Below are 25,886 nucleotides of genomic sequence, written 5' to 3' on the forward strand. Positions count from 1 at the left end.
GCTACGCGGTAGCCGCGTATGAGGTGGCCGCCTTCTCCAGGACGACCATCGGGACTCCGTCCTGGCCCTGCTCCGTGCCCACGGCCACGTAGCCCACGCGCCGGTACAGGCGCAGGCCGTTCTCGCTGCGGTGGCCGGCGCTGAGGCGGAAGGTGGTGGCGCCGTGCTGCTCGGCGAGGGCCGCTTCCGCCGCCCGCAGCAGGCGGGCACCGATGCCGTGGCCCTGGAGGCGGGGGTGCACGCAGAGCTTGCCGATGGCGGCGGCGCCGTCCTCGGTGAGGCGGCCGTGCACCGAGCCGACGACCTCCTCGCCGAGCCGCGCGACGAAGACGCGGTCGGCGGCGACCTCCTCGCGGACCGACTCCAGGCTCTGCACGAGCGGGTCGATGCGGTAGTTGCCGTACAGCGCGGCCTCGCTCTGGAAGCACAGGTACTGCAGCCTGAAGATCTGCTCGACGTCCTGGTCGGTCGCCTCGGAGATGATCACGCTCATGCCCATGTGTGCACGCCTCCCGCTCACCTGTCGCCTGTCGTCCCTCACTCCTATCCCCGCACTCCGCGGGCCGCAACCTCCGGTGTGAGCAAACGACGCAGACATCCCAGACATCTGGAGCGTTCCGGGCCGAGGCTGCCCTGTGAGATACCCAACTCCCCCGCGATCTCCCGGTAGGTCAGGTCCCTCGGCGACAACAGGGCCGACAGCACCCGGGGGCAGCGTCCGGGCAGCCGGTCCACCGCGTCCCGCAGGGCCCGCAGCCGGGCGGCGGTCAGCACCTGCTGCTCGGGGTCCCGCGCGGCCTCGTCGGCCGGCTCGATCTCGTACGGCCGCTCGAACGCGGTCGTACGACGGCTGCGGCGCGCCTCGGCGCGGACGGCGGAGCGCAGCCAGCGCTCGGGGTGGGGCGGCGGCCCGTCGCTGCCGAGGCGTTCCAGCAGGCGCAGCCAGACCGCCTGCTCGAGGTCGCCCGGCTCGGTGCCGGTGGCATGTGCCTCGGCGGAGGCCTCGGCGGCGAGCAGGGGGTGCAGGGTGGTGACCATGTCGGGCGTCATATGCGGCACGACGCGGCCGTCCGGGCCCGCAGTTGCCCGGACGGCCGAGGGTTCACCTTGAGGTGTCGCGCGGCGCTCAGCCGTTGACGAACTCCTCGCGGGCGAGCAGGCCGGTGTCCGGCTGGTCGGTGAAGATGCCGTCGATGCCGGTGGCGAAGTACGCCCGGTAGGCGCCGAAGACGTCGCCGTACGCGTCGGCGTCGGAGCCCTTGCGGAAGTTCGCGGGCAGGAAGGGGTTCTCGTTGCGCAGCGTCCAGGGGTGCAGGAGCAGGCCGACCTTGTGGGCGTCGGCCACCAGCGTGGTCGGCGTGGTGAGGTTGCCGCTCGCGTCCTTCGGGATGATCAGGTCCAGGGTGGGGCCGATGCCCTGGGCGTAGGAGGCGATCTCCCGCAGCCCGGCCGGCTTGACCAGGTCGGCGACGGTGCGCGGGTCGCCGGTGTCGACGAAGTCCCAGGGGCGGGTGGCGGGGCCGGACAGCAGGACGACGAGGTTGTTGTCGACGAGCTTGTTCAGCCGCTGGATGCTGGTCGGCTCGAAGGACTGCACGATCACCGGGGAGGTACGGCGGTCCTTGCCGTGCCTGTGCAGCAGCTTGGCGACCCGCTCCTCCAGGCCGAGGCCCAGCTTCCGGAAGTAGGTCGGGTGCTTGAGCTCGGGGTAGATCCAGACCTGCCTGCCGCGCGCCCGGGTCTGCTCGTCCTGCCAGCGCAGCACCTCCTCGAAGGTGGGGATCTCCCAGCGGCCGTCGTAGAGGGTGTTGTGCGGGCGGTTGGCCGGGATGCGCTCGGTGGCGCGCAGGGTCTTCAGCTCGGCGAGCGTGAAGTCCTCGGTGAACCAGCCGGTGACGGAGACGCCGTCCAGCACCTTGGTGGTCCTGCGCCCGGCGAACTCGGGGCGGCTCGCGACATCGGTGGTGCCGCCGATCTCCGGCTCGTGCCGGCACACGAGGTGGCCGTCCTTGGTGGGGACCAGGTCACCGGCCTCGACGATGTCGGCGCCCAGGTCCAGGGCGAGCTGGTAGGAGCCCAGGGTGTGCTCGGGGCGGTAGCCGCTGGCGCCCCGGTGGCCGATGATCGTCGGCTTCGGCAGACTCTTCACCCCGCCCGGGTGCCCCGCCGCCCCGGCCGCCCTCGCCGTGCCGGACAGGCCCAGGACACCGGCGCCCAGCACCGCCGCGCCGAGGAGTGCCCGCCGTCCGGTGCCCTGCGGCTCGTTCGACTCCTGCGTTGCCATGCGCGGCCTCCTCGCCGTCGGTGCTCGTGGTGTGCGGGCCGATCGTAGGGGCGCGGACATGACCTGAGGGAGACCTCGGCTCGAACACACGGATGACGCTGAATGTCGTACCGGAGGACGTAGATGACGCCCCGTCGGCTTTGGCCGGGGCCCTGCGGGACACCCGGTGGGCAGCTGCTCGCGCGATGTCCGTCACATCGCCGCGCCCGCGTCACGGGGGCCGGGTGCGGGCCGCCGCAGGTGAACGTGGGTCAACTCTGTGTAAGACCTCCGTGAACCCGATGTGCGCAACCACCGTGCCCGCGAGTATCGTCCTCACCTGCACAGACTCATACAGAACCGGAGGACCCGTTGTCCCGCTTCGCGCTCATCAAGGGTGTGCTCGGTCCGGTCATGCGCCTGATGTTCCGCCCCCGGGTGGAAGGCGTGGAGAACATCCCGGGCGACGGTCCGGTCATCCTCGCCGGCAACCACCTGACTTTCATCGACTCGATGATCCTTCCGCTGGTCTGCGACCGTCAGGTGTTCTTCATCGGCAAGGACGAGTACGTCACCGGCAAGGGCCTCAAGGGCCGGCTGATGGCGTGGTTCTTCACCGGCGTCGGCATGATCCCGGTCGACCGGGACGGCGGCAAGGGCGGCGTCGCCGCGCTGATGACCGGGCGGCGGATCCTGGAGGAGGGCAAGGTCTTCGGCATCTACCCCGAGGGCACGCGGTCCCCCGACGGGCGGCTGTACCGGGGCCGTACCGGCATCGCCCGGCTCACCCTGATGACCGGCGCGCCGGTGGTCCCCTTCGCGATGATCGGCACGGACAAGATCCAGCCCGGCGGGGCGGGCATTCCGCGGCCCTCCCGGGTGACCGTGCGGTTCGGTGAGCCGCTGGAGTTCTCCCGGTACGACGGGATGGACCGGGACCGGTATGTGCTGCGGGCCGTGACCGACTCGGTGATGGCCGAGGTCATGCGGCTGTCGGGGCAGGAGTATGTGGACATGTACGCCACGAAGGCCAAGGCCGCGTAGGGCTGCGCCCGGCCGTTCGTGGGGGTTAGGGCTGCGCCCGGCCGCCGTAAAGGTTCTGCCGTACGGCGGCCGCGGGTTCGTCGTGGTTTCCCGCGCAGTTCCCCGCGCCCCTGAGGAGCTACGCCCCATGGCCGCGTCATGCACGTACGCCACGGCAGCCAAGGCTGCGCCCGGCCGCCGTAAAGGTTCTGCCGTACGGCGGCCGCGGGTTCGTCGTGGTTTCTCGCGCAGTTCCCCGCGCCCCTGAGGAGCTACGCCCCATGGCCGCGTCATGCACGTACGCCACGGCAGCCAAGGCTGCGCCCGGCCGCCGTAAAGGTTCTGCCGTACGGCGGCCGCGGGTTCGTCGTGGTTTCCCGCGCAGTTCCCCGCGCCCCTGAGACGGCGCTCCTGAGAAGGCGCTCCTGAGGGGCTACGCCCCGTTCTCCAGTTTCTGGCCCCTCAGCATGAACCACGCCGCCACCGACGCAGCCAGGAGCACGGCTGCCCCGGCGCCCGCCGCCAGGGCCAGGCCGTCCACGAAGGACTGGCGGGCCGCGTCCAGCAGGGCCTCGCCCGTGGGGGACGGCAGCGCGGCCGCCGCCTCCGTCGCGCTGCCCAGGGACTCGTGCGCCTCGGCCGGGGTGCCCGCCGGGGCGGCGAAGCCCCGGTAGACGCCGGTGACGATGGAGCCGAGCAGGGCGATGCCGAGGGCCGCGCCCAGTTCGTAGGCGGTCTCCGAGACCGCGGAGGCGGCGCCCGCCTGTTCCTTGGGCACGGAGCCGAGGATCACGTCGGCGGTCACGGTGAAGGAGAAGCCCGCGCCGACACCGACGACCAGCAGGGCGGCGCCCAGCACCGGATAGCCGGTGGACTGGTCGAGGAAGGCGAGGGAGGCCAGCGCCAGCCCCACCGCGGCCAGGCCGCCGGAGACGACCGTACGCACCGAGAGTCGGCGGGCCACCCGGCCCGCGACCAGGCCGGCGGCCACCGCGCCCACGGCGGCCGGGAGTTCCGCGAGGCCGGCCTCGAACGGGCGGCGGCCCTGGACGAGTTGCAGGTACTGGGACAGGAAGAACACCAGGCCGGACAGGCCGAGGATGGTCAGCAGGTCGGCCAGGACCGCGCCGCTGAAGCCGCGGTGGGCGAACAGGCGCATGTCCAGCAGCGGGGCCGGCAGGGTCAGCTGGCGGCGGACGAAGGCGTACAGGGCGGCCAGGCCCAGCAGGCCCGCGGCGAGGGGCTCCCAGGCCGGGCCGTGCGAGGCGGCCTCCTTGACCGCGTACACGACCGCGATCATGCCGACCAGGGACAGCAGCACGCTGGTCAGGTCCCAGGGGCCGGGACGCGGGTTGCGCGACTCCGGCAGCAGCTTGATGCCGACGAGGACGAGCACGGCCATCACCGGCAGGTTGATCAGGAAGACCGAGCCCCACCAGAAGTGCCCGAGCAGGAAGCCGCCCGCGATCGGGCCGACCGCGGTGCCGGCCGAGGCGGTGGCGCCCCAGATGCCCACGGCGAGGCTGCGCTCGCGCGGGTCGTGGAAGAGGTTGCGGATCAGCGCGAGGGTGGCCGGCATCAGCGTGGCGCCGGCGACACCGAGCAGGGCACGGGCCGCGATCAACATCTCGGGGCTCGTGGCGTAGGCGTTGAGCACGGACAGCGCGCCGAACGCGGTGGCGCCGACGAGCAGGACGCGCTTGCGGCCGATGCGGTCGCCGAGGCTGCCCATGGAGACGAGCAGGCCGGCGATGACGAAGGAGTAGACGTCGCCGATCCACAGGAGCTGGCTGCCGGTGGGCCCCAGATCCTCGCTGATGTAGGGGGTGGCGAGACCGAGGACCGTCGCGTCGACGGCCACCAGCAGCACGGCGAGCACCAGGACGGACAGCGCGAGCCAGCGGCCCGGGCGCTTCACCGCCTCGGTCGTCGTCGCCGGCTGCAGGGTGCTGGTCATGGTTCCTCTCTCCGTAGTGCGCCGCCGAGCAGCAGCTCGACGATCATGAACTGGAAGTCGTTGCGGGCGACCTTGCCGTCCATCACGGCCCACGCCCCGGCCGCGATCAGGCCGTAGAGCGCCTCGGTGAGCCAGGTGGGGCTGAGGTCGATGCGGAACTCGCCGCTGTCCTGGCCGCGCCGGAACAGGGCCGCGATCCGGGTGTCGAGCCTGGCCCAGCCCGCGTTCTGCTCCTCGCCCTCGAACAGCTGGTTCTCGCTGTAGAGGAAGGACAGCAGCCCGGTCGCGGGCTCGATCTCGCGCACGAGGCGCCGCACGGCGTCGCTCGCGCTGCCCTCGTCCAGGCGGGCCGCGTCCAGCGCTGCCTCGCACTCGGCGATGCCGAGCGACTCCAGGGCCCGTACCAGGGCGTCCCGCCCGGCGAACTGGCGGTGCAGGGTCGCCCGGCTGATCCCGGCGGCCTTGGCGACCTCGTCCATGGTCGCGGTGGATCTACGGGTCAGCAGGGCCGCGGCGCTGCGCAGGACGTGGTCACGATCGACAGCCATGAGACAACCATAGACCACATGAGACATCTTTGTCTCACTGCGGGCATGCATGTCTCATGGGAGGGGGACGGACCTGGGGCGGACTCAGTGCCAGGGCAGGGTGCCGCGCTTCTCCCAGTACGCGCGCGGCTCCTCGGCCAGCGCCGCGAGGCGGGTGAGCTGGTCCTCGTCGAGGTCCACGGCCGGGGCGTGCAGGTTGGAGGCGAGCTGGAGGGTGGTCGCGGCGCCGGAGAGGACGACGCCGGCCCACGGCTGCCGGAGGACACAGGCGAGGGCCACGGCGTCACAGCCGAGTCCGGCCTGGGCGGCGACGGCCTTCAGCGCGTCCGGCGCGTAGCGGTCCGCGAGGCGGCCGTTGGCCATGCCCTCCTTGACGATCACGGTGAGCCCCGCGTCATGGGCCTCGGCGAGGGCGGGGGCGGCCGAGGGCTCCAGGAGGTTGTAGGTCGACTGGACCGTACGGAAGAGCGGCTCGCCGTCCACCGTCACCGCGAGCGCCGCGCGGACGGCGTCCGCCTGGGCGGGGCCGCTGGTGGAGAAGCCGACCGAGACGCCCTGTGCCGCGGCCTCCGCGAGCTTCGCGTGCAGGGCCTTGTCGGTGAGGGCGGGGCTGTCGGGGGTGACGGAGTGGATCTGGTAGAGGTCGAGCCGGTCGCCGAGCAGCGCGTCGGTCTCGGCGCGCTGGCGTTCGTACGTGGCGAGGCTGTGGTCCTTGACCTCGTGGGTGTCGGCGTCCGCGGCCCAGCCGGCGGTGTAGGTGTAGCCCCATTTGCTGCCGACGACCACGTCGTCCACCGCGGGGTGGGCGTGCAGCCAGGCGGCGAGGAACTCCTCGGACCGGCCGTAGGAGCGCGCCGCGTCGAAGTAGCGGACGCCTTGGGCGTAGGCGGCGTCGAGGAGTTCGTGGGTGCGTGCCCTCAGTGCCTCGACCGTGCGGTCCTCGGGGAGGTCGGTCTCCCGGCCGAGGTTGATGTAGCCGGGGCGGCCCACCGCCGCCAGACCGAGTCCGACGTGGGCGGTGGGGGTGGTGGCCTTGGCGAGGCGGGCGAAGGGCATCGCGGGCTCCGTTCTCGGTCGGCTCCGGTGGGCTTCCCGACCAACGTAACCCGCGATGCGCCTGATGATCGCCCCAGGACCCGGGACGTGCGGTGAGTCGGCGACCACCGGCGTGTCGTGCTTGTCGTGCGGTTCGCCGCGCCCCTGGCGGCGCCCCTCAGGTCACTTCTTCGCGTTCGCCCACTCGTGCTGCGCCCGCACGTCCGTCTTCAGCTCCGCCAGCTGGACCGCGACCGCGCTCGGGGCCGTGCCGCCGCGGCCGTCGCGGGAGGCGAGGGCTCCGGGGACGTTGAGGACCGTGCGGACCTCGGGGGTGAGGTGCTCGGAGATCTTGGCGAACTGCTCGTCGGTGAGGTCGTCCAGCTCCTTGCCCTCGGCCTCGGCGACCTTCACGCACTCGCCGGCGACCTCGTGGGCGACCCGGAAGGGGACGCCCTGCCTGACCAGCCACTCGGCGATGTCGGTGGCGAGGGAGAAGCCGGCCGGGGCCAGTTCCTCCATGCGCTCGCGGTGCACGGTGAGGGTGGCCATCATGCCGGTGAAGGCGGGGAGCAGGACCTCCAGCTGGTCGATGGAGTCGAAGACCGGCTCCTTGTCCTCCTGCAGGTCGCGGTTGTAGGCGAGCGGGAGGGCCTTGAGGGTCGCCATCAGACCGGTGAGGTTGCCGATGAGCCGGCCGGACTTGCCGCGGGCCAGCTCGGCGATGTCCGGGTTCTTCTTCTGCGGCATGATCGACGAGCCGGTGGAGAAGGCGTCGTGCAGGGTCACGAAGGAGAACTCCTTCGTGTTCCAGATGATGACCTCCTCGGCGATCCGGGAGAGGTTGACCCCGATCATCGCCGTGATGAAGGCGAACTCGGCGACGAAGTCACGCGAGGCGGTGCCGTCGATGGAGTTGGCCGCGCTGCCGTGCTCGAAGCCGAGGTCGGCGGCGACCGCCTCCGGGTCCAGGCCGAGGCTGCTGCCGGCCAGGGCGCCCGAGCCGTACGGCGACACGGCCGTGCGCTCGTCCCACTGGCGCAGCCGCTCGGCGTCCCGGGACAGGGACTGCACATGCGCGAGGACATGGTGGGCGAACAGCACCGGCTGGGCGTGCTGGAGGTGGGTGCGGCCGGGCATCGCCACGTCCGGGTGCGCCTCGGCGAGGCCGATCAGGGCGTCCTGGAGGTCGGCGATCAGCGCGGCGATGGTCCGGGCGTGGTCGCGCAGGTACATCCGGAACAGCGTGGCGACCTGGTCGTTGCGGGAGCGGCCCGCGCGCAGCTTGCCGCCGAGGTCGGGGCCGAGGCGCTCCAGCAGGCCGCGTTCCAGGGCGGTGTGGACGTCCTCGTCGGCGATGGTGCCCACGAAGTCGCCCGCGGCGACGTCGGCCTCCAGCTGGTCGAGGCCCGCGATCATCCGGGTCAGCTCGTCCTCGGTGAGGAGCCCGGCCTTGTGCAGCACGCGCGCGTGGGCGCGGGAGCCGGCGATGTCGTAGGGGGCGAGCCGCCAGTCGAAGTGGACCGACGCGGACAGTTTCGCCAGGGCCTCGGCGGGGCCGTCCGCGAAACGGCCGCCCCAGAGCCGTACGTCACCGCTGTTGCTGCTCACTGCGCTGCTCCTCGGAAGACACCGTTGTTATGCATGAGTATGCAGAGCGCTGCATGATTCGTCAAAGCGGATCGGGATATTCGCGGGTTCCGAGATCGTGAGGCGTGACAACCTTTAGGCATGGGAAAGACTTATGAGCGCATAGACGGTCGTCTCCGTACGTTCATCGAGGCACAGCCGGTCTTCTTCACCGCCACCGCGCCGCTGGCCGGCGACGGCACGATCAACCTCTCGCCCAAGGGTCTCAAGGGCTCCTTCGCCGTGCTCGACGAACACACCGTCGCCTACCTGGACTTCGCCGGGTCCAACGCGGAGACGGTCGCGCACCTGCGGGAGAACGGACGCATCACGCTGATGTGGTGCGCCTTCCAGGGACCGCCGAACATCGTGCGGGTGCACGGCCGCGGGGAGCCGGTGTTCCGGGACGACCCGCGGTTCCCCGGGCTGCTGGCGCGGTTCCCGGACATCGACCCCGCCCCGCACGGCCTGCGGGCGATCATCGTGGTGACCGCCGAGCTGGTGCGCGACACCTGTGGTTACGCCGTGCCCTTCATGTCGTACGACGAGGACCGTGATCTGCACGGGAAGCGGTTCGCGCGGGAGGACGACGCCTCGCTCGGGGCGTACTTCGAGAAGAAGGAGCACATCGCCTCCAGCATGGACGGGCTGCCCGGACTGCCGCTGCCGCTGCCTCCCCTGCCGTAGGCGTTGAACGGGTTCCGCCTCTCCCGCGTACCTCTGGGCCTAGGGAACACAGGGAGCCCCGGAGGGAAAGTGACCACCACGCTCGCAGGCGGTCGGGCCGCTCGGCGGCAGACCATGCGTCGGATACGCCCGCGCCGGTCGCCGGCCGTGCCGTTGTTGCTGGGGCTGTGGGCCGGGGCGGCCGGGGTGCTGTGGCTGTGGTGGGACAACACCCCGGCCGTCGCCGATCGGGCGGGGTGGGTCCTGGGCGCCGGGCGGATCACCGGGCTGGTCGCCGGGTATCTCATGGCGCTCGTGGTGCTGCAGATGGCGCGGGTGCCCGCGCTGGAGCGGCGGGTGGGGTCGGACCGGGTCGCGCGATGGCACGCCATGTCCGGGCGGTACACGCTCTGTCTCGTCCTGGCGCATGTGCTGCTGACCATGTGGGGGTACGCCCTGCAGGCCGGCAAGGGGCTCGGGGACGTCGTGCAGCAGACCGTCGACTCCGTCCAGCAGCTGCCGGACATGGGCAAGGCCGCCGTGGGCACGGGTCTGCTGCTGGTCATCGGGCTGATCTCGGCCGGCCCGGTCCGCCGCCGGCTGCCCTACGACCTCTGGTACCACGTGCATCTGCTGACCTACGCGGCCGTGTTCCTGACGTTCTGGCACCAGATCACCACCGGCAACGACTTCGCCGTGCAGCCGCTCGCGAAGACCGCGTGGACCGCGCTGTACGCCGCCGTGACCGCGCTGCTGCTGTGGTACCGCGTGCTGACGCCGGTACGGCTCAACCTGCGGCACCGGATGCGGGTGGAGGCGGTGATCGAGGAGACGCCCGGGATCGTGTCCGTGCTGATCGGCGGGCGGAAGCTGCACCGGATGGGCGCCGAGGCGGGGCAGTTCTTCCGGTGGCGGTTCCTGGCACCGGGCATGCGGTTCAGCTCGCATCCCTACTCGCTGTCGGCGGCGCCCAGGCCCGGCATGCTGCGCATCACCGTCAAGGCGATCGGCGACCACAGCTCCCGGCTGCGCGACCTCGAACCGGGCACCCGCGTGTGGGCCGAGGGGCCGTACGGGGCGCTGACCGCGCAGCGGCGCAGCCGGGGCAAGGTACTGCTGGTCGCGGGCGGGGTCGGCATCACGCCGATGCGGGCCCTGTTCGAGACGCTGCCCGGCGCGGCCGGTGACATCACCCTGCTGTACCGGGCCAACAGCACACAGGACCTGGCCCTGTGGGACGAGCTGGCGGCCATCGCCGACGAGCGGGGCGCCCGGCTGATGTACGCGGTCAACAGCCCGGACGGCGAACGCCCGGACATCTCCGCCGAGTCGCTCCGGCGCAAGATCCCGGAGATCGAGCGCCACGACGTGTTCCTGTGCGGGCCGCCCGGTTTCGCGCAGTCGGTGTACGAGGCGCTGCGCGACGCGGGGGTCCCGGCGCGGCGCATCCACCACGAGTCCTTCGAGATGTGAGCCGACCGACCGTCAGCAGGAGTTGTCCACCCCATGAAGAAGAGCCATCCCGTCCGGCGGGCCCTGCTCGCCACCGTCGCCACCGTGTCCGGCGTCGTGCTGCTGCTGTCCCTCAAGCCGGCCTCGGACCCGGCCGCCGCGTCGGCTCCTCCTCCCCCGCCGGTGTCCGCCGCGCAGCGGCCCGCCCCGGGCGCGGGCACGGTCACCGGCGCGGTCGCCACCACCCAGTACGGCCCCGTCCAGGTCCGCCTCACCCTCAGCGGCGGGCGGATCACCCGGGCCGAGGCCGTCCAGGCCCCCGGCGGGGGCCGCAGCGGCGAGATCACCGGCATGGCCGTGCCCCGGCTCAACCAGGCCGCCGTCACCGCGCAGAGCGCGCGGATCGACGCCGTGTCCGGAGCGACGTACACCAGCGAGGGCTACCGGCAGTCCCTGCAGTCGGCGCTGGACCAGGCCGGTGGCTGACCCGGGGGTGCGGCGTACCGAGGAGGTCATGGGGACGGTGTTCTCCTTCGACGTCCGCGGCGGGGAACCCGGGGCCGTGCGGTCGGCCCTGGACACGGCGGTCGCCGAACTGCACCGCCTGGACACGGTGTTCAGCACCTACCGGGAGGACAGCCAGCTGTCGCGGCTGGCCCGGGGGGAGGTGGGCCTCGCCGACTGCGACCCGGTGGTGGCCGAGGTGCTGGAACTGGCCGAGGAGGCCGAGCGGCTCAGCGGCGGCTGGTTCAGCCCGCGGTACGCCGGCCGCCTCGATCCCACCGGCATCGTCAAAGGCTGGGCGGCCGAACGCGCGGCGCGCCTCGTGTGGGACGCCGGCGCGACCGGGGTCAGCGTCAACGGCGGCGGCGACGTGCAGGTGCTGGGCGCCGCAGGCCCGGACCGGCCGTGGCGCGTCGGCGTGGCGGACCCCCTGCGGCCGGGCGGACTCGCCGCGGTGGTCTCCTCGGCCGGCGCCCCCGAACTGGCCGTGGCCACCTCCGGCACGGCCGAGCGCGGCAGGCACATCGTGGACCCGCGCACCGGAGGCCCGGCGGCCACGGACCTGCTCGCGGTGACCGTGGTCGCCCCGTCCCTGACCTGGGCGGACTGCTGGGCGACAGCGGCCTTCGCCATGGGCTCACGGCAGGCCCGCGCCTGGCTGGAGACCCTGCCGGACGTGGAGACGGTCCTGATCCCGGACGCCCTCTCCTAGGGTTCAGTGCCCGTTCTGGGCCAGCCGCAGCAGATGATCGGCCAGCGCCTGCCCGCCCGTCGGGTTCCGGCTGATCAGCAGCAGCGTGTCGTCACCCGCGATGGTGCCCAGGATGTCGTGCAGCTCGGCCTGGTCGATGGCCGAGGCGAGGAACTGCGCGGCCCCCGGAGGGGTGCGCAGGACCACGAGGTTCGCCGAGGCCTCCGCGGAGATCAGCAGCTCCTGCGACAGCCGCCGCATCCGCTCCTCCTTGGCGGACTCCCCCAGCGGAGCGCGCGGCGTGCGGAACCCGCCCTCGCTGGGCACGGCGTAGATCAGCTCACCGTCGGTGTTGCGGATCTTCACCGCGTTCAGCTCGTCGAGGTCCCGGGACAGCGTCGCCTGGGTGACCGTCAGCCCGTCGTCCGCGAGCAGCTTCGCCAGCTGGCTCTGCGACCGCACCGGCTGCCGGTTGAGGATGTCCACGATCCGGCGGTGACGTGCGGTGCGGGTCTGCGGCACGGCCGGCCCGGAGGTCTGGTCGTGATCCTGCGCCTGGCTCATCGTCGTCTCATTCTCCGGATCGTCCGTCCCCGTTCGCTGCGTCAAGGATGCCGGGCAGCGCCTGAAGAAGCGCTTCCACATCCTCCTGGCCGATGTTCAGCGGCGGCATGAGCCGTACGACATCGGGAGCGGGCGCGTTCACCAGGAAACCGGCGTCCTGAGCCGCCTGCTGCACCTTCGGCGCGAGCGGCTCGGTGAGCACGATACCCAGGAGCAGGCCCGCGCCCCGGACGTGGGAGACCAGCGGGTGGCCGAGCGACTCGACTCCCTCGCGCAGCGCCTCGCCCCGCTGCTTGACGTTGTCGAGCAGCCCCTCGTTCTCGATGGTGTCCAGCACGGCCAGGCCGGCCGCGCAGGCGACCGGGTTGCCGCCGAAGGTGGTGCCGTGGTGGCCGGGCTGCAGCAGTTCGGCGGCCCGGCCGAAGGCGACGGCCGCGCCGAGCGGGAGCCCGCCGCCGAGCTGCTTGGCGAGGGTGACGACGTCGGGCAGGACGCCCTCGTGGGCCTGGTACTCGAACCAGTTGCCGGTCCGGCCGATGCCGGTCTGCACCTCGTCGAGGACGAGCAGCGCGCCGGTGGCGGCGGTGATGGCGCGGGCGGCCTTGAGGTAGCCGGGCGGGGGGACGACGACACCGAGCTCGCCCTGGATCGGCTCGATGATCACCAGGGCGGTGTCCTCGGTGACCGCGGCGGCCAGCGCCTGCGCGTCGCCGAAGGGCACATGAGTGACGTCGCCGGGCAGCGGCAGGAACGGCTCGCGCTTGCCGGGCTGGCCGGTCAGGGCGAGGGCGCCCATGGTCCGGCCGTGGAAGCCGCCCTCGGTGGCGACGATGTGGGTGCGCCCGGTGAGCCGGCCGATCTTGAAGGCGGCCTCGTTGGCCTCGGCGCCGGAGTTGCAGAAGAAGACCCGGCCCTCCCGGCCGAAGTGGCGCAGGAGCCGCTCGGCGAGCGCGACGGTCGGCTCGGCCATGAAGAAGTTGGAGATGTGGCCGAGGGAGCCGATCTGCCGGCTCACGGCCTCGACGATCGCCGGGTGGGCGTGGCCGAGCGCGTTGGTGGCGATGCCGCCGACGAAGTCGAGGTACCGCCGGCCGTCGGCGTCCCAGACCTTGGTGCCCTCACCGCGCACGAGGGGCAGCCGCGGGGTGCCGTAGTTGTTCATGAGCGCGCCCTGCCACCGCGCGGTCATCTCCTCGTTGCTCATGACTCCCCCTGTGCGTCCTGGTCGGGCACGACCATGGTGCCGATGCCCTCGTCGGTGAAGATCTCCAGCAGGATCGAGTGCTGGACGCGGCCGTCGATGACGCGGGCGGTCGTCACGCCGTTGCGGACGGCGTGCAGGCAGCCCTCCATCTTCGGGACCATGCCGGAGGACAGCTCCGGCAGCAGCTTCTCCAGCTGGGAGGCGGTGAGGCGGCTGATCACCTCGTCGCTGTTCGGCCAGTCCTCGTAGAGGCCCTCGACGTCGGTGAGGACCATGAGGGTCTCGGCGCCCAGTGCCGCAGCGAGTGCCGCAGCCGCCGTATCAGCATTGACGTTGTAGACATGTCCGTCGTCCTGGCTTCGTGCGATCGACGAGACGACCGGGATACGGCCGTCCGCGAGGAGTGCCTCGATGGCGCCCGTGTCGATGGCGGTGATCTCGCCGACGCGGCCGATGTCGACGCTCTCGCCGTCGATCTCGGGCTGGTGCTTGGTGGCGGTGATGGTGTGCGCGTCCTCGCCGGTCAGGCCGACGGCGAGCGGCCCGTGCTGGTTGAGCAGGCCGACCAGTTCGCGCTGCACCTGCCCGGCGAGCACCATGCGTACGACGTCCATGGCGTCCTCGGTGGTGACGCGCAGGCCCGCCTTGAACTCGCTGACGATGCCGTGTCTGTCGAGGGCGGCGCTGATCTGGGGGCCGCCGCCGTGCACGACGACGGGCTTGAGGCCGGCGTGGTGCAGGAAGACGACGTCCTGGGCGAAGGCGGCCTTCAGCTCCTCGTCGATCATGGCGTTGCCGCCGAACTTGATGACGACGGTTCTGCCGTTGTGACGGACCAGCCACGGCAGCGCTTCGATGAGGATCTGGGCCTTGGGGAGGGCGGTGTGCTTCCGCGTGGTGCTCATGACGAGTAGGCGCTGTTCTCGTGGACGTAGTCGGCGGTGAGGTCGTTGGTCCAGATGGTGGCGGTCTCCTCGCCCGCGGCGAGGTCGGCGACGATGTGCACCTCGCGGTAGCGCATGTCGACCTTGTCGCGGTCCTCGCCGACGCCGCCGTTCTTGCACACCCAGACGCCGTTGATGGCGACGTTCAGGCGGTCGGGCTCGAAGGCGGCCTTGGTGGTGCCGATCGCGGAGAGAACGCGGCCCCAGTTGGGGTCCTCGCCGTGGATGGCGCACTTGAGGAGGTTGTTGCGGGCGATGGAGCGGCCGACCTCGACGGCGTCGTCCTCGTCGGCCGCGTTGATCACCTCGACCTTGATGTCCTTGCTGGCGCCCTCGGCGTCGCGGATCAGCTGCTGGCCGAGGTCGTCGCAGACCTGCCGCACGGCCTCGGCGAACTCGGCGTACTCGGGGGTGACGCCCGAGGCGCCGGAGGCCAGCAGGAGCACGGTGTCGTTGGTGGACATGCAGCCGTCGGAGTCGACCCGGTCGAAGGTCGTGCGGGTCGCGGCGCGCAGGGCCCGGTCCAGGGTGTCGCTGTCCAGGTCGGCGTCGGTGGTGAGGACGACCAGCATGGTGGCGAGGCCGGGGGCGAGCATGCCGGCGCCCTTGGCCATGCCGCCGACGGTCCAGCCGTCCTTGGTGACGACGGACGTCTTGTGGACGGTGTCGGTGGTCTTGATGGCGATGGCTGCCTTCTCGCCGCCGTGCTCGGACAGCTGGGCCGCGGCGGTCTCGACGCCGGGGAGCAGCTTGTCCATGGGCAGCAGGACGCCGATGAGACCGGTGGAGCAGACCGCGACCTCGCCGGCGCCGATGTCCAGCACCTCGGCCGCCTTCTCGGCGGTGGCGTGGGTGTCCTGGAAGCCCTTGGGGCCGGTGCAGGCGTTGGCGCCGCCGGAGTTGAGGACGACCGCGGCCAGCTCGCCGGTCTTCAGGACCTGCTCGGACCACAGGACCGGGGCGGCCTTGACGCGGTTGGAGGTGAAGACGCCCGCGGCGGCGCGGCGCGGACCGTTGTTGACCACGAGGGCCAGGTCCGGGTTGCCGTTCTCCTTGATCCCGGCGGCGACTCCCGCCGCCGTGAATCCCTTGGCTGCCGTGACGCTCACGGTGCGACTCCGATCGTGGAAAGCCCGGTGGTCTCGTCGAGACCGAGGGCGATGTTCATGCTCTGGACGGCACCGCCCGCGGTGCCCTTGGTGAGGTTGTCGATGGCGCTGATCGCGATGATGCGGTGCGCGGCGGCGTCGTACGCGACCTGCAGCTGAACGGCGTTGGACCCGAAGACGGACGCCGTGGCGGGCCACTGGCCCTCCGGGAGCAGGTGGACGAACGGCTCGTCGGCGAAGGCCTTGGCGTAGGCGGCGCGCACCGAGTCGGCGGTGACGCCGGGCTTCGCCTTGGCCGTGCAGGTGGCGAGGATGCCGCGGGGCATCGGGGCGAGGGTCGGCGTGAAGGAGACGCTCACCGTGTCGCCGGCCACGCCGCTGAGGTTCTGGCTCATCTCGGGGGTGTGCCGGTGGCCGCCGCCGACGCCGTACGGGGTCATGGAGCCCATGACCTCGCTGCCCAGCAGGTGCGGCTTGGGTGCCTTGCCCGCGCCGGAGGTGCCGGACGCGGCGACGACGACGGCCTCGGGCTCGGCGAGGTCCGCGGCGTAGGCCGGGAACAGGGCGAGCGAGACCGCGGTGGGGTAGCAACCGGGCACCGCGACACGCTTGGACCCCTCCAGCGCGGCGCGGGCACCCGGAAGTTCGGGGAGCCCGTAGGGCCAGGTGCCGGCGTGCGGGGAGCCGTAGAACCTCTCCCAGTCGGCGGCGTCCTTCAGCCGGAAGTCGGCGCCCATGTCGACGACCAGGACGTCCGGGCCGAGCTGCTCGGCGACGGCGGCGGACTGTCCGTGCGGCAGCGCGAGGAACACGACGTCATGGCCGGCCAGCGCCTCGGGGGTCGTCTCGGCCAGCACCCGGTCGGCGAGCGGCAGCAGGTGCGGCTGCAGCGCGCCGAGCCGCTGCCCGGCGTTCGAGTTCGCCGTCAGCGCGCCGATCTCCACCTCGGGGTGGCCCAGGAGCAGGCGCAGCACCTCGCCGCCCGCGTATCCGCTCGCTCCGGCCACTGCCGCTCGTACCGTCATGGAACCCTCCTCCTGGATGGCATGACTATACGTTTCGCTGCACGTTTATGCAATCGCCGTCGGGTCGGTGCCCTCAGCCGGTGCGCAGGACGCGGAAGCGCTCGGGGTGGGCCGGGTCCCGGTCGGCGACCTGGATCGGCGGCCAGGCCCACTGCCGGACGGCGCTGCCCTGCGGGCGGGAGATGCGGATCTCCCCTCGGGTGCCCTCGACGGCCACCCGGCCCCAGGCCTCGGCGAGGTGCGGGCGGCCGGGGGCGCGCAGGGCCTCGGCGAGGACGGTGACGGTGTCGTAGCCCTCGAAGGCGACGAAGGAGGGTGCTTCCGCCAGCCGTTCGCGCAGGGCCGCCCCGACCCGGGCCCCGAGGGGGGTGGGGCGCTCGGGCAGGTAGCGCAGGAACGGGACCCCGGCCCCGTCGGCGCCCAGCAGCGCGGCCCATTCGGCGAACTCCGGCTGCCCGGCGGGAGCGCCGATCAGCACCTCGCCGAGGCGCGGGTCGCGGCGGACGGCCCGGACGATCGGCACGGCCGGATCGGGGTGGCCGACCAGCAGCAGGAGGGCGGTCGCACCCTGGGCGGCGAGGGCGTCGCACAGCGCCGTGGGCGTGAGCGCGCGCATGTCGAGTTCGACGACGGTGCCGCCGTGCGGGGAGAGGCACTCGCGCAGGATGCGGGTCCCGGCCGCCCAGTAGACACTCGGCTGGACCGCCACGGCGACGCGGCGGTGGCCGGCCTCGACGAGCAGGTCGGCGTAGACGCGCCAGCCGCGGGACTGCGGCGGGCAGATGCGCGCGACCATGTCCGTGGGCGCGTCGGTGAGCGCGTCGAGCACCGCCGACGAGCACAGGAACGGCAGCCCGAGCGCGTCGGCGCGGGCGGCGGCGGCACGGGCGACGACGCTGTGGTACTCCCCCACCACCGCGGCCGCGCCCATCCCGGCGAATTCCCCGACGGCCGCCGCGGCACGCTCCGGGTCGGCGGCGGTGTCCCGGACCACCAGCTCCAGCGGCCGTCCGCCGATCCCCCCGGCGGCGTTGGCCTCGGCGACGGCCAGCTCGGCTCCGGCGAGCAGATGCCGCCCCGCCTCGGCCCACCCGGGCCGGCTCAGCGGGGCGAGGGCACCGATCAGGACGGGCGATCCGCCGGCCGGCTGCGCTGTGGCTGCATTCATCTGCTGACTCTTCCTGTGAGGTGGCACCGCATTGCATCCACCGCCCTCACCGACGGGCAACCGATTATGGGGGCGCGGCACCCCGGGGCCTAGCCTGTCGGGATGGCCAACGTGTTCGGGGCGGGGGGCGACTCTCTCGACCTCTCCAACAACGCCACCCAGGTCTTCGTGGAGGTGCTGACCCTCGCGGTGTCGGCGCTGGCCGAGCGGGAGTGGGACCACCGGTTCGCCGCCCTGCTGGCGTTGCAGGACCAGAACGTGATGGGCAGGGGCGCGGTCGGCTTCGACCTCGCCGACCTCGACTGGGGACCGTCGGCCGAGGAGCGGGAGGCGGCGAAGGACTTTGTGCTGAGGGTCGTCGCCCTGGCCGCGCGGCGGCACCGATGGGACGAGCTCGGTTACGACCCGCCGCACGCCGAGGCGGGTCTGCGCCGGTTCCGGGCGATCGTCGAGGGCTTCGACCCGGCCACCGCGCACCCGGCGGCCGGCGCGCTTCCGGCGGAGGGATGCGCCGCATGCTGCGTACGGCACCGGGTGCTGGGCGCGCTGCCGCTCTGGGACGGGTGCGTGTTCTGTCACGGCTGACACAATCGGGGCTCGCCGAAGATCATCCAGGAGGATCAGCGTGTGCCCCAGTCCGGCCGACTTCACCGAGATCTGCGCCGCCCAGCCGCCGGAACCCGTGGCCGTGGACTGGGATGTGGTGGAGGGGTGGCTCGGGGTGCGGCTGCCCGGGGACTACAAGCGGCTGGCCGAGGAGTGCGGGCCGGTGGAGCTGGGCGGCTTCCTCCAGGTGCATGTGCCGTGCGGGGACGGGGAGGCGTACGACTGGAGCCGGTGGCTGCGGCGGGTGCTGCGGGACGCGCGCGGCGAGGACGGGTGTCCGGTGCTGCATCCGGAGCCCGGCGGGCTGCTGCCGTGGGGGGACAGTGCGGACGGGGACCTGTTCTTCTGGGACACCTCCCGGTCGCAGGACCCCGACGCGTGGCCCGTCGTCGTGCTGCACCGGGGGGCCGTGCCCGGCAGCGGGCTGCTGACCTGGCACCGGTACGAGGTGGGGCTCGGCGCGTATCTGCGGTACACCGTGCGGGAGGGTTGGCAGACCCCGACGCCGCCGGGGCCGGTGATCGGGCCGCTGTACGCGAGCCGGGCCCGGCCGGACTTCCTGGCGGACTCCCCCGTCCCGTGGGTCCCGCCGGTGCCCGTGCCCTCGCGGCTGACCGACGCCGAGCGGCTTCTCGCCCTGGAGACCGGTAGCGGCCTCGACGCGCTGCGGCTGCTCGCGCCGCCGCCCGCCGAGCCCTACCTCGGGGGCGGCACCTGGGACGGCCTCTTCGCCGAGCTGGGCACCCGGCTGCCCGCCGAGTACGTGCGCCTCATGGATCTCTACGGCGCCGGGTGCTGGAGCGAGTGGCTGCGCTTCCACACCCCGCTGCGGACCGGCGAGCGGCGGTTCGTCACGCATGTCGAGGAGACCCTGTCGGGCTACCGGCGGCTGCGGGCCGGGTACCCGCACGAGTTTCCGCTGCCGGTGTGGCCCGAGCCGGGCGGGTTCCTGCCGTTCGCCAACTCCATCGACGGCGACTACCTGGGCTGGCTCGCGCAGGGGCCCGACCCGGACGGCTGGCCGCTGGTCGTCTGGCCCCGGCACGCCCGGCAGGGGCCGCCGCTGGACGGCGGGCTGGTCGAGACGCTGCTCGCCTGGCAGCGGGGTGCGCTCGTCACGCCGGGGCTGGCCCGGCTGGACGAGGAGGAGGACGACCCGGTGGAGTTCGCCGGGTTCCGGTCCTGGGAGGAGCACGCCTACTGGTGACGAGGGCGCGGGCCACCGCCGGGCGGCGGCCCGCGCCCTCGTCGGCCGTCAGTCCCGCCTGATCCGCAGGAACGTGACCGAGTTCGCCGGGAAGGTGTACGCGAACTTCTCGGCGACGCCGTAGAAGGTGGACGTCACCGGGGTCACCGGGGTGTCCGACTCGGTGTTCACGTCCTCGGGGCCGGCGGCCAGGGTGGTCACCCGGGCCCGGGAGGAGACGTCGTCACGGCCGAGGTCGACGGCCGTACGGGCCGCCGTGGGCTGGGCGTTGACGACCTTGACGATCAGGTCGCCGGTGCGCAGGTCCTCGGTGACGACCTGGCGGAACGGCTCGGCCGGCTTGTCGTCGGTGAAGCCGCCCCACAGCGTGCCGTCGAGGTAGAGGCTCACCTGGCGGCCGCGGACCTTGACCTCGAGGTCGTAGGCGCGGCCGGTCTCGATGGTGCCGGGCTTGGCGAGCAGGGTGGACTTGCCGCCGTCGACGGCCTGCTCCACGGCGGACTGGGTGTTGTTCCAGCCGCCGAGGTTCCACCAGTAGTAGTTGCCGGTGTCCTTGACGCCGAAGGCGACGAGGAAGCCCTCCTTGCCGGACTTCTTGGTGGCCCGCACCTTCAGGTCGTAGTCGTGCCAGGCCGGGTCACCCGCGGTGACCAGGGTGTTCTCGGCGGCCTCGTCGGTCTGGACGTAGGCCCCGTCCTGCACGCTCCAGCTGCCGGACCCGCGGTGGGTCCACTGCGAGGCGCCGCCGGAGAAGTCGTCGCCGAGCAGGGTGGTGCCGTCGGCCGCCGTGACCCGCACGTCGTCGTACGCCGCGCTCGTCGCCCAGGTGGACAGGCCGACCGCGCCGGTGATCGGGCCGCTGACGTCCGGGGTGCCGGTCGCGGTGGAGGGCACGACCCGGTCGCCGACGTTGTTCATGAACAGCTTCTGGACCTCGTAGTTGGCGGAGTTCCAGGAGGCGTGGTTGTTGAACCAGATCAGGTCGGGCCGCCACTGCACGGCGTCCTCGTTGGCGAGCAGCGGCGCGTACGAGGCGAGCTCGACGACGTCCGCGTTGCGTTCGAGGCCGGTCATGAACGCTGCTTCGGCCAGGGCGTTCTGGAAGGCGTTCCCCTGGGAGGCGTACTCGCCGAGGAAGACCTTGGGGCCGCCGCGGTCGTAGGAGTCGTAGCGGTCGTTGTTCTGCAGGAACCACTGGGGGCTGTTGTAGTAGTGCTCGTCGACCATGTCGACCTTGCCCTCGCGGTTGAGCTGCCACGCGGTGTCGAAGACGGTGCCGCTGTCGTCGGGGCCGGAGTTGGAGACGACGGTGATCTCCGGGTGCTTCGCCTCGATGGCCGTACGGAACCGCTGGAAGCGGGCGAAGAACTCGTGGGGCAGGTTCTCCTCGTTGCCGACCTCGATGTGGGTGAGGTGGAACGGCCCCGGGTGGCCCATCTCGGCGCGCTTGCGGCCCCAGGGCGAGGTGGCCGGGCCGTTGGCGAACTCGATCAGGTCCAGGGTGTCCTGGATGTGCCGCTGGAGCAGGGCTTCGTCGGTGACGGCCCGGTTCTGGCCGCAGCCGGTCACCAGCGCCGGCACGACCGGCAGGGGCATGGCGCCGATGTCCTCGGAGAAGCGGAAGTACTCGTAGTAGCCGAGGCCGTAGGACTGGTTGTAGCCCCAGAAGTTGGCGTTGGTGGCGCGCTGCTCGACCGGGCCGACGGTGTCCTTCCACTGGTAGCTGCGCCTGCGCTGCCAGCCGCTCGCCTCGCTGTAGTCCTGCATGGAGCCGGTGTTGACCAGGCAGCCGCCGGGGAAGCGGACGAAGCCGGGGTGCAGGGCCTCGATCTTCTCGGCGAGGTCCTTGCGCAGGCCGTTCGGCTGCCCCTTGTACGTGTCGCGCGGGAAGAGCGAGACCATGTCGAGCGCGGCGGCGGAGGAGGCGGTCACGGCGAGGCGTCCGCGGGAGCTGGTGCGGGAGGCGGTGAAGGTCGCGGTGTACTTCCGCCAGCCGCCCGACACCGTCACCCGGCGGGCGGTCCCGAGGGCGCCGGCCGCGTCCCGCAGCGCGACGGTGAGGGTGCTGCCGGCCTCCGCGCGGGCCCACACCGAGAAGTCGTAGCGCTTGCCCTGCTCGACGCGCACGCCGGTGTTGTAGCCGGAGTTCGTGACGGTCGAACCGGCCCCCAGGGACAGGTAGTTGCGGTTGCGGTCGTTCAGCCGGCCGGCGTCGTCCACGACCTGGGCCGCGCCGTCCACCGACCACGAGGTCAGGGGTGTGTAGGAGCCGTTGTCGGCGGTGGAGTACTCGAAGGAACGGTTCTGCACGAGCTCGGCGTACAGGCCGCCGTCCGCGGCGCGGTTGATGTCCTCGAAGAAGACGCCGTACATCGTGTCGTCGATCGCCGCGCCCCGGGCGCCGGGGTCGACGGTGATCGCGTAGTCCGTGACCGCCTCGGCGTGCGCGGGGGCGGGGACGACGACGGCCGTGGCGACGAGGACGGCACCGGTGGTGAGACCGAGTCTCCGGTGCGTCCGGCGGCTCCGGGGCGTGCGGGTGGTGCGTGACATGGATACTCCGCGGCTCTGCGCCCCGGCTCGGGGCGATGTGGTTCGAAATATCGGACGTTGGTCAGCACTTCGAACGGCAAGATAGGGAGGGGGCGTTGACGCGTCAATGGGTCGCGCAGCGGCCGTCGAGAAGGAGAGCGGGGCGAGATGGGCGAGTTCTGGCCAGTGCCCGATGCGCTCGCCTACCTCACGGGAGGGTGGCGGGTCGAACGGGTCGTGCGCGATCTGGGGGACGGCACCCAGGGCACCTTCACCGGGGCCACCGACTTCACGCCACTTCCCGGCGGGGGTCTGCTGCACCGGGAGACCGGCCACTTCACCTGGCACGGGGTCACCCGGCCCGCCGAGCGGACGCTGCGCTTCCTGCCGGGGGCCCGGACCGGCACGGCGGACGTCCGCTTCGCCGACGGCCGGCCGTTCCACGGCCTCGACCTGAGGACGGGACGGCACATCGCCGACCATCCGTGCGCGGCGGACCTCTACCGCGGGGAGTTCACCGTGACCGGCCCCGACCGCTGGCGCACGGTGTGGCGGGTGGGCGGACCGGCGAAGGACCTGCTGCTGGTGACGGACTACACGCGCGGCAGCGCCCAGGCCGCCGCCGCATGAGCAGTCAGGCCGCCGCCGGCCGCCGCCGCATGAGGAGTCAGGCCGCCGCCGGCACGTCGAACCGCAGGTTCCAGCGGCCTCGCCGGCCGGCGAGGGTGGTCGCGGACAGGGGACGGACGTCGAGGTTCCAGTAGGTCGCGGGTGGGGCCTTCAGCGCGTACACCAGGGCGGCCCGGATCACCGAGGGCTCGGCCACCGCGACGATGCGGCAGCCGTCCTCCACGGGCCGGGTGTCCAGCCAGCCGCCGACCCGGGAGATGAACGCCAGCAGCGACTCACCGCCGTGCGGGGTGGCGCGCGGGTCGGCGAGCCAGGCGTCGACCGCGTCCGGCTCCCGGGCCATCGCCTCGCCGAGCGTCAGCCCGTTCCAGCGGCCCATGTCGCAGTCGCGCAGGGCGAGCTGGACCAGCGGCGCGTAGCCGAGGGCGTCACCGGTCGCGCGGCTGCGCGGGGTGGGCGAGCAGTAGCGCAGGTCGGCGGCCGCGAGCGGCAGGAGGCCGCCGGCCATGCGCTGGACCTCGTCCCAGCCCGCCTGATCCAGCGGCCGGTCGTCCTGGAAGCGCTCGGCGAGCAGCGCGGAGCTGCGCGCGGCGGCGACGAAGGTGACCCGAAGTGCCATGCGGGGATGGTGGGCCCGCACAGTGCGCCGGTCAAGAGTCGTTACTGATGGGTTACGCGGCGTGCACCGGGTCTCACCGGCCGGAAGGGAGACGATGCCCGCGGCCCGGCACGGGCCGGGCTGCCGGGCCTCACGTGCCGCGCAGTTCCTCGCAGGCGGCCCGCAGACGTCGTACGCCCTCGGCGATCTCGGTCGTGCCCGCGGCGGCGGCGAAGCTGAGGCGGAGGTGGCCGCCGGGGGGTTCGGCGCAGAAGTAGGGGCGGCCGGGGGTGAGGGAGACTCCGGCGCGGGCGCCCGCGGACGGGAGGGCGGACTCGGGGAGGTCGTCGGGGAGGCGGGCCCAGAGCTGATAGCCGCCGCAGGGCGCGTACGGCAGGTCCAGCTCGGGCAGGTGAAGCCGCAGGGCCGAGACCATGGCGTCGCGGCGGGCGCGCAACTGGGTGCCCAGCGCCCGCAGATGGCGGGGCCAGGCCGGGGAGCCGACCAGCTCCAGGGCCGCCTCCTGGAGCGGGCGGGGGACGAAGAAGGTGTCGACGACCTGGATCGCCCGCAGCCGCTCCAGCACGGGCCCGCGGGCCACGAGCGCGCTCACACGGAAGCTCGGCGAGGTCGCCTTGGTGAGGGAGCCGACGTGGACGACCACGCCGTCCGGGTCGTCGGCGACCAGGGGACGCGGCAGCACACCGGCGTCCTCGTGGGCGAGGCGCCGCACGAAGTCGTCCTCGACGACGAAGGCGCCGGCCGCGCGGGCGATCCGCAGCACCTCGCCGCGCCGGTCGGGGGCGAGGACGGCCCCGGTGGGGTTCTGGAACAGCGGCTGGCAGACGAACACCCGGGCGCCGGTCGCCTTGAAGGCGTCGGCCAGCAGGCCGGGGCGCACACCGTCGGCGTCCACCGGGACGGGCACCGGGCGCAGACCGGCGGCCCGGGCGATGGCGAGCATGCCCGGATAGGTGGGCGACTCCACGAGGACGGGCGCGCCGGGCGGGGCGAGCGCCCTGAAGGCGGTGGTGAGGGCCGACTGGCCGCCCGCGGTGACCAGCACGTCGGCGGCGCTGACGGTGTCGCCGAGCCCGCGCGCGAACCACTCGCGCAGCTCCGGCAGCCCCTCCAGCGGCGGCCGGCCCCAGGCGCCGGGCCGGCGTCCGGCCCGGGACAGCGCGGCGGCCATCGCCTTCTCGGGCTGGAGGGAGGGATGCAGATAGCCGCCGCTGAACTCGATCACCCCGGGTGCCGGGGCGGCGAGCGACACGGTCACCCCGGAGGCGTCCACCGTGCGCGGTACGAGGTCGGCGGCGCCGTCGGCGCTGAGCGCGACCTCCTGCCAGGAGGTGTCCCCGGCCGCCGCGGGCGTCTCACGGGGCCGCGCCCGGAACGCCCCGGCGCCCGGGCGGGTGACCACCAGTCCCTCCGCGGCCAGCTGCGCCAGCGCCCGTGACACGGTCACCGGGCTCACCCGGAACCGCTCGACGAGAGCCCGGCTCGACGGCAGCTTCTCACCTGGAGAGTAGCGGTTGAGCTCGCTCCGCAGGGTGTTCGCCAGTTCACCGACACTGCTACGCTCATGCATGAGAGCACAGAGTAGCGCTATCGCCCCGAGTCGGATAGCAGTCGACGCCCCTCAGCAGCGGTCGTCCTCCTTCGGCGTCGTCCAGGCCGCACTGGGCGTCACCGCGTTCTCGCTGACCTTCCCCGCGACCGCCTGGGGCCTGGAGGGCTTCGGCCCCTGGTCGCTGGTGGCCGTGCGCAGCGTGCTGGCCGCGCTGATCGCGGGCGGCTGTCTGCTGGCGCTGCGCGTGCCGCTGCCCGCGCGGGCGCACTGGCCGGGGCTCGCGGTCGTCGGCGCCGGGGTCGTCGTCGGCTTCCCGCTGCTGACCACACTGGCGCTGCAGACGTCCACCACGGCGCACGCGGCCGTCGTCGTCGGACTGCTCCCGCTGACCACCGCCGCGCTGTCCGCGCTGCGCATGGGCAACCGTCCCTCGCGGACCTTCTGGACGGCGGCGCTGGCCGGCGCGGCCGCGGTGGTGGCGTTCACCGTGCAGCAGAGCGGCGGTGCCCTCACCGGCGCCGACCTCTATCTCTTCGCCGCGCTGCTGGTGTGCGCGGCCGGCTACACCGAGGGCGGTCGCCTCGCCCGGGTGATGCCCGGCTGGCAGGTCATCGGCTGGGCGCTGGTGCTGTGCGCTCCGCTCGGCGTGATCGGGTCGGCGCTGGCGCTGTCGTACGAGCCGGTGCACCTCACCGGGCACAGCGTGGCCGGGCTGCTGTGGGTGGCGGCCGGCTCGCAGTTCGTGGGTCTGGTCGTCTGGTACCGGGGCATGGCGGTCATCGGGATCCCCAAGGCCAGCCAGTTGCAGTTGGCCCAGCCGCTGCTCACACTGGTGTGGTCGGTGCTGCTGCTGGGCGAGCACCTGACAGTGGCCGCCCCGCTGACGGCCGCGGCGGTGCTGGTGTGCATCGCCGTCACCCAACGGGCGCGCGGCTGACACACCGTGAGGAGGCCCTAG

At 72.9% G+C, this 25,886-nt stretch carries 25 protein-coding genes; 9 read left to right on the top strand and 16 right to left on the bottom strand.

The features are described 5' to 3' along the window. Position 1 precedes the first annotated feature (1 nt). From ACIGXJ_RS23300 to ACIGXJ_RS23310, 3 genes are all read right to left on the bottom strand, one after another. On the bottom strand, positions 2-499 hold the full coding sequence (locus ACIGXJ_RS23300; protein WP_399648520.1) for a GNAT family N-acetyltransferase: 498 nt from the start codon (positions 497-499) through the stop codon (positions 2-4). Positions 500-543: 44 nt separating this feature from the next. Continuing rightward, on the bottom strand, positions 544-1,050 hold the full coding sequence (locus ACIGXJ_RS23305) for an RNA polymerase sigma factor (protein ID WP_399648522.1): 507 nt from the start codon (positions 1,048-1,050) through the stop codon (positions 544-546). A 76-nt stretch (positions 1,051-1,126) separates the two neighbouring features. Next, positions 1,127-2,284 carry a glycerophosphodiester phosphodiesterase gene (locus tag ACIGXJ_RS23310; protein ID WP_399648525.1) on the bottom strand — a complete coding sequence of 386 codons (1,158 nt, stop codon included), beginning with the start codon at positions 2,282-2,284 and terminating at the stop codon, positions 1,127-1,129. 351 nt (positions 2,285-2,635) lie between these two features. On the opposite strand from ACIGXJ_RS23310, the gene ACIGXJ_RS23315 reads away from it, so the two are divergent. Then, positions 2,636-3,307, top strand: a complete 672-nt coding sequence (locus tag ACIGXJ_RS23315) for a lysophospholipid acyltransferase family protein (RefSeq protein WP_399648528.1) — start codon at positions 2,636-2,638, stop codon at positions 3,305-3,307. 412 nt (positions 3,308-3,719) lie between these two features. On the opposite strand, the gene ACIGXJ_RS23320 is transcribed toward ACIGXJ_RS23315, so the two are convergent. From ACIGXJ_RS23320 to argH, 4 genes are all read right to left on the bottom strand, one after another. Further along, complete coding sequence (locus ACIGXJ_RS23320; protein WP_399648530.1) at positions 3,720-5,243, bottom strand: MFS transporter; 1,524 nt, start codon at positions 5,241-5,243, stop codon at positions 3,720-3,722. Then, entirely contained in the window at positions 5,240-5,791 is a 552-nt protein-coding gene (locus tag ACIGXJ_RS23325) for a TetR/AcrR family transcriptional regulator (RefSeq protein ID WP_399648533.1), read from the bottom strand. Before ACIGXJ_RS23325 ends, ACIGXJ_RS23320 begins: the two co-directional genes overlap by 4 nt. 84 nt (positions 5,792-5,875) lie before the next feature. After that, positions 5,876-6,847 (bottom strand): aldo/keto reductase, encoded by a 972-nt coding sequence (locus ACIGXJ_RS23330; RefSeq protein ID WP_399648536.1) that lies wholly within the window; start codon positions 6,845-6,847, stop codon positions 5,876-5,878. Positions 6,848-7,009: 162 nt separating this feature from the next. Then, a complete protein-coding gene (argH, locus tag ACIGXJ_RS23335) occupies positions 7,010-8,437 on the bottom strand; it encodes an argininosuccinate lyase (protein ID WP_399648539.1) in 1,428 nt (475 codons plus the stop codon). 120 nt (positions 8,438-8,557) lie between these two features. Between argH and ACIGXJ_RS23340 the strand changes: the two genes are divergently transcribed. The 4 genes from ACIGXJ_RS23340 (at position 8,558) to ACIGXJ_RS23355 (ending at position 11,789) form a co-directional block, all read left to right on the top strand. After that, positions 8,558-9,142, top strand: a complete 585-nt coding sequence (locus ACIGXJ_RS23340; protein ID WP_399648542.1) for a pyridoxamine 5'-phosphate oxidase family protein — start codon at positions 8,558-8,560, stop codon at positions 9,140-9,142. Positions 9,143-9,211: 69 nt separating this feature from the next. Further along, positions 9,212-10,594, top strand: coding sequence for a ferric reductase-like transmembrane domain-containing protein (locus ACIGXJ_RS23345; RefSeq protein ID WP_399648545.1), 1,383 nt, complete (start codon positions 9,212-9,214; stop codon positions 10,592-10,594). Between the two features lie 33 nt (positions 10,595-10,627). Next, positions 10,628-11,059 carry an FMN-binding protein gene (locus tag ACIGXJ_RS23350; RefSeq protein ID WP_399648548.1) on the top strand — a complete coding sequence of 144 codons (432 nt, stop codon included), beginning with the start codon at positions 10,628-10,630 and terminating at the stop codon, positions 11,057-11,059. Positions 11,060-11,087: 28 nt separating this feature from the next. After that, positions 11,088-11,789 (top strand): FAD:protein FMN transferase, encoded by a 702-nt coding sequence (locus tag ACIGXJ_RS23355; protein WP_399648550.1) that lies wholly within the window; start codon positions 11,088-11,090, stop codon positions 11,787-11,789. 3 nt (positions 11,790-11,792) lie between these two features. On the opposite strand, the gene ACIGXJ_RS23360 is transcribed toward ACIGXJ_RS23355, so the two are convergent. From ACIGXJ_RS23360 to ACIGXJ_RS23385, 6 genes are all read right to left on the bottom strand, one after another. Next, a complete protein-coding gene (locus tag ACIGXJ_RS23360) occupies positions 11,793-12,332 on the bottom strand; it encodes an arginine repressor (protein WP_399648552.1) in 540 nt (179 codons plus the stop codon). Positions 12,333-12,339: 7 nt separating this feature from the next. Next, on the bottom strand, positions 12,340-13,536 hold the full coding sequence (locus ACIGXJ_RS23365) for an acetylornithine transaminase (RefSeq protein WP_399648555.1): 1,197 nt from the start codon (positions 13,534-13,536) through the stop codon (positions 12,340-12,342). Beyond that, on the bottom strand, positions 13,533-14,441 hold the full coding sequence (gene argB / locus ACIGXJ_RS23370) for an acetylglutamate kinase (protein ID WP_399648557.1): 909 nt from the start codon (positions 14,439-14,441) through the stop codon (positions 13,533-13,535). Before argB ends, ACIGXJ_RS23365 begins: the two co-directional genes overlap by 4 nt. Further along, complete coding sequence (gene argJ / locus ACIGXJ_RS23375) at positions 14,438-15,589, bottom strand: bifunctional glutamate N-acetyltransferase/amino-acid acetyltransferase ArgJ (RefSeq protein ID WP_399648559.1); 1,152 nt, start codon at positions 15,587-15,589, stop codon at positions 14,438-14,440. Before argJ ends, argB begins: the two co-directional genes overlap by 4 nt. Continuing rightward, positions 15,586-16,614 carry an N-acetyl-gamma-glutamyl-phosphate reductase gene (gene argC / locus ACIGXJ_RS23380; protein WP_399648561.1) on the bottom strand — a complete coding sequence of 343 codons (1,029 nt, stop codon included), beginning with the start codon at positions 16,612-16,614 and terminating at the stop codon, positions 15,586-15,588. The genes argJ and argC overlap by 4 nt, the downstream gene beginning before the upstream one ends. Positions 16,615-16,687: 73 nt before the next feature. Beyond that, positions 16,688-17,782, bottom strand: coding sequence for an ABC transporter substrate-binding protein (locus ACIGXJ_RS23385; protein ID WP_399648563.1), 1,095 nt, complete (start codon positions 17,780-17,782; stop codon positions 16,688-16,690). A gap of 102 nt (positions 17,783-17,884) precedes the next feature. Here ACIGXJ_RS23385 and ACIGXJ_RS23390 point away from each other — a divergent pair, with 102 nt between their 5' ends. Continuing rightward, on the top strand, positions 17,885-18,367 hold the full coding sequence (locus tag ACIGXJ_RS23390; protein WP_399648565.1) for a hypothetical protein: 483 nt from the start codon (positions 17,885-17,887) through the stop codon (positions 18,365-18,367). Between the two features lie 40 nt (positions 18,368-18,407). After that, a complete protein-coding gene (locus ACIGXJ_RS23395) occupies positions 18,408-19,595 on the top strand; it encodes a hypothetical protein (RefSeq protein ID WP_399648569.1) in 1,188 nt (395 codons plus the stop codon). A 48-nt stretch (positions 19,596-19,643) separates the two neighbouring features. On the opposite strand, the gene ACIGXJ_RS23400 is transcribed toward ACIGXJ_RS23395, so the two are convergent. After that, positions 19,644-22,148, bottom strand: coding sequence for an alpha-L-arabinofuranosidase C-terminal domain-containing protein (locus tag ACIGXJ_RS23400; protein WP_399648572.1), 2,505 nt, complete (start codon positions 22,146-22,148; stop codon positions 19,644-19,646). A gap of 147 nt (positions 22,149-22,295) precedes the next feature. Between ACIGXJ_RS23400 and ACIGXJ_RS23405 the strand changes: the two genes are divergently transcribed. After that, on the top strand, positions 22,296-22,757 hold the full coding sequence (locus ACIGXJ_RS23405; protein ID WP_399648575.1) for a DUF6314 family protein: 462 nt from the start codon (positions 22,296-22,298) through the stop codon (positions 22,755-22,757). A 37-nt stretch (positions 22,758-22,794) separates the two neighbouring features. Here ACIGXJ_RS23405 and ACIGXJ_RS23410 read toward each other — a convergent pair whose 3' ends face one another. Continuing rightward, complete coding sequence (locus ACIGXJ_RS23410; protein WP_399648577.1) at positions 22,795-23,376, bottom strand: histidine phosphatase family protein; 582 nt, start codon at positions 23,374-23,376, stop codon at positions 22,795-22,797. Between the two features lie 130 nt (positions 23,377-23,506). Further along, the gene (locus ACIGXJ_RS23415) at positions 23,507-24,946 is read right to left on the bottom strand and encodes a PLP-dependent aminotransferase family protein (protein WP_399648580.1); all 1,440 of its coding nucleotides are present in this window, start codon (positions 24,944-24,946) and stop codon (positions 23,507-23,509) included. On the opposite strand from ACIGXJ_RS23415, the gene ACIGXJ_RS23420 reads away from it, so the two are divergent. Beyond that, positions 24,945-25,865 carry a DMT family transporter gene (locus ACIGXJ_RS23420; RefSeq protein ID WP_399648582.1) on the top strand — a complete coding sequence of 307 codons (921 nt, stop codon included), beginning with the start codon at positions 24,945-24,947 and terminating at the stop codon, positions 25,863-25,865. The genes ACIGXJ_RS23415 and ACIGXJ_RS23420 overlap by 2 nt on opposite strands. Positions 25,866-25,886 lie beyond the last annotated feature (21 nt).

Source organism: Streptomyces sp. NPDC053367 (genome assembly GCF_044545925.1).
Lineage (GTDB): Bacteria > Actinomycetota > Actinomycetes > Streptomycetales > Streptomycetaceae > Streptomyces.

Coding starts and splice junctions, on each gene's coding strand:
- ACIGXJ_RS23300 (WP_399648520.1), bottom strand. CDS start 499: ATGGGCATGAGCGTGATCATCTCCGAGGCGACCGACCAGGACGTCGAG.
- ACIGXJ_RS23305 (WP_399648522.1), bottom strand. CDS start 1,050: ATGACGCCCGACATGGTCACCACCCTGCACCCCCTGCTCGCCGCCGAG.
- ACIGXJ_RS23310 (WP_399648525.1), bottom strand. CDS start 2,284: ATGGCAACGCAGGAGTCGAACGAGCCGCAGGGCACCGGACGGCGGGCA.
- ACIGXJ_RS23320 (WP_399648530.1), bottom strand. CDS start 5,243: ATGACCAGCACCCTGCAGCCGGCGACGACGACCGAGGCGGTGAAGCGC.
- ACIGXJ_RS23325 (WP_399648533.1), bottom strand. CDS start 5,791: ATGGCTGTCGATCGTGACCACGTCCTGCGCAGCGCCGCGGCCCTGCTG.
- ACIGXJ_RS23330 (WP_399648536.1), bottom strand. CDS start 6,847: ATGCCCTTCGCCCGCCTCGCCAAGGCCACCACCCCCACCGCCCACGTC.
- ACIGXJ_RS23340 (WP_399648542.1), top strand. CDS start 8,558: ATGGGAAAGACTTATGAGCGCATAGACGGTCGTCTCCGTACGTTCATC.
- ACIGXJ_RS23350 (WP_399648548.1), top strand. CDS start 10,628: ATGAAGAAGAGCCATCCCGTCCGGCGGGCCCTGCTCGCCACCGTCGCC.
- ACIGXJ_RS23355 (WP_399648550.1), top strand. CDS start 11,088: ATGGGGACGGTGTTCTCCTTCGACGTCCGCGGCGGGGAACCCGGGGCC.
- ACIGXJ_RS23360 (WP_399648552.1), bottom strand. CDS start 12,332: ATGAGCCAGGCGCAGGATCACGACCAGACCTCCGGGCCGGCCGTGCCG.
- ACIGXJ_RS23365 (WP_399648555.1), bottom strand. CDS start 13,536: ATGAGCAACGAGGAGATGACCGCGCGGTGGCAGGGCGCGCTCATGAAC.
- argB (WP_399648557.1), bottom strand. CDS start 14,441: ATGAGCACCACGCGGAAGCACACCGCCCTCCCCAAGGCCCAGATCCTC.
- argC (WP_399648561.1), bottom strand. CDS start 16,614: ATGACGGTACGAGCGGCAGTGGCCGGAGCGAGCGGATACGCGGGCGGC.
- ACIGXJ_RS23385 (WP_399648563.1), bottom strand. CDS start 17,782: ATGAATGCAGCCACAGCGCAGCCGGCCGGCGGATCGCCCGTCCTGATC.
- ACIGXJ_RS23390 (WP_399648565.1), top strand. CDS start 17,885: ATGGCCAACGTGTTCGGGGCGGGGGGCGACTCTCTCGACCTCTCCAAC.
- ACIGXJ_RS23400 (WP_399648572.1), bottom strand. CDS start 22,148: ATGTCACGCACCACCCGCACGCCCCGGAGCCGCCGGACGCACCGGAGA.
- ACIGXJ_RS23405 (WP_399648575.1), top strand. CDS start 22,296: ATGGGCGAGTTCTGGCCAGTGCCCGATGCGCTCGCCTACCTCACGGGA.
- ACIGXJ_RS23410 (WP_399648577.1), bottom strand. CDS start 23,376: ATGGCACTTCGGGTCACCTTCGTCGCCGCCGCGCGCAGCTCCGCGCTG.
- ACIGXJ_RS23420 (WP_399648582.1), top strand. CDS start 24,945: ATGAGAGCACAGAGTAGCGCTATCGCCCCGAGTCGGATAGCAGTCGAC.
- ACIGXJ_RS23415 (WP_399648580.1), bottom strand. CDS start 24,946: ATGCATGAGCGTAGCAGTGTCGGTGAACTGGCGAACACCCTGCGGAGC.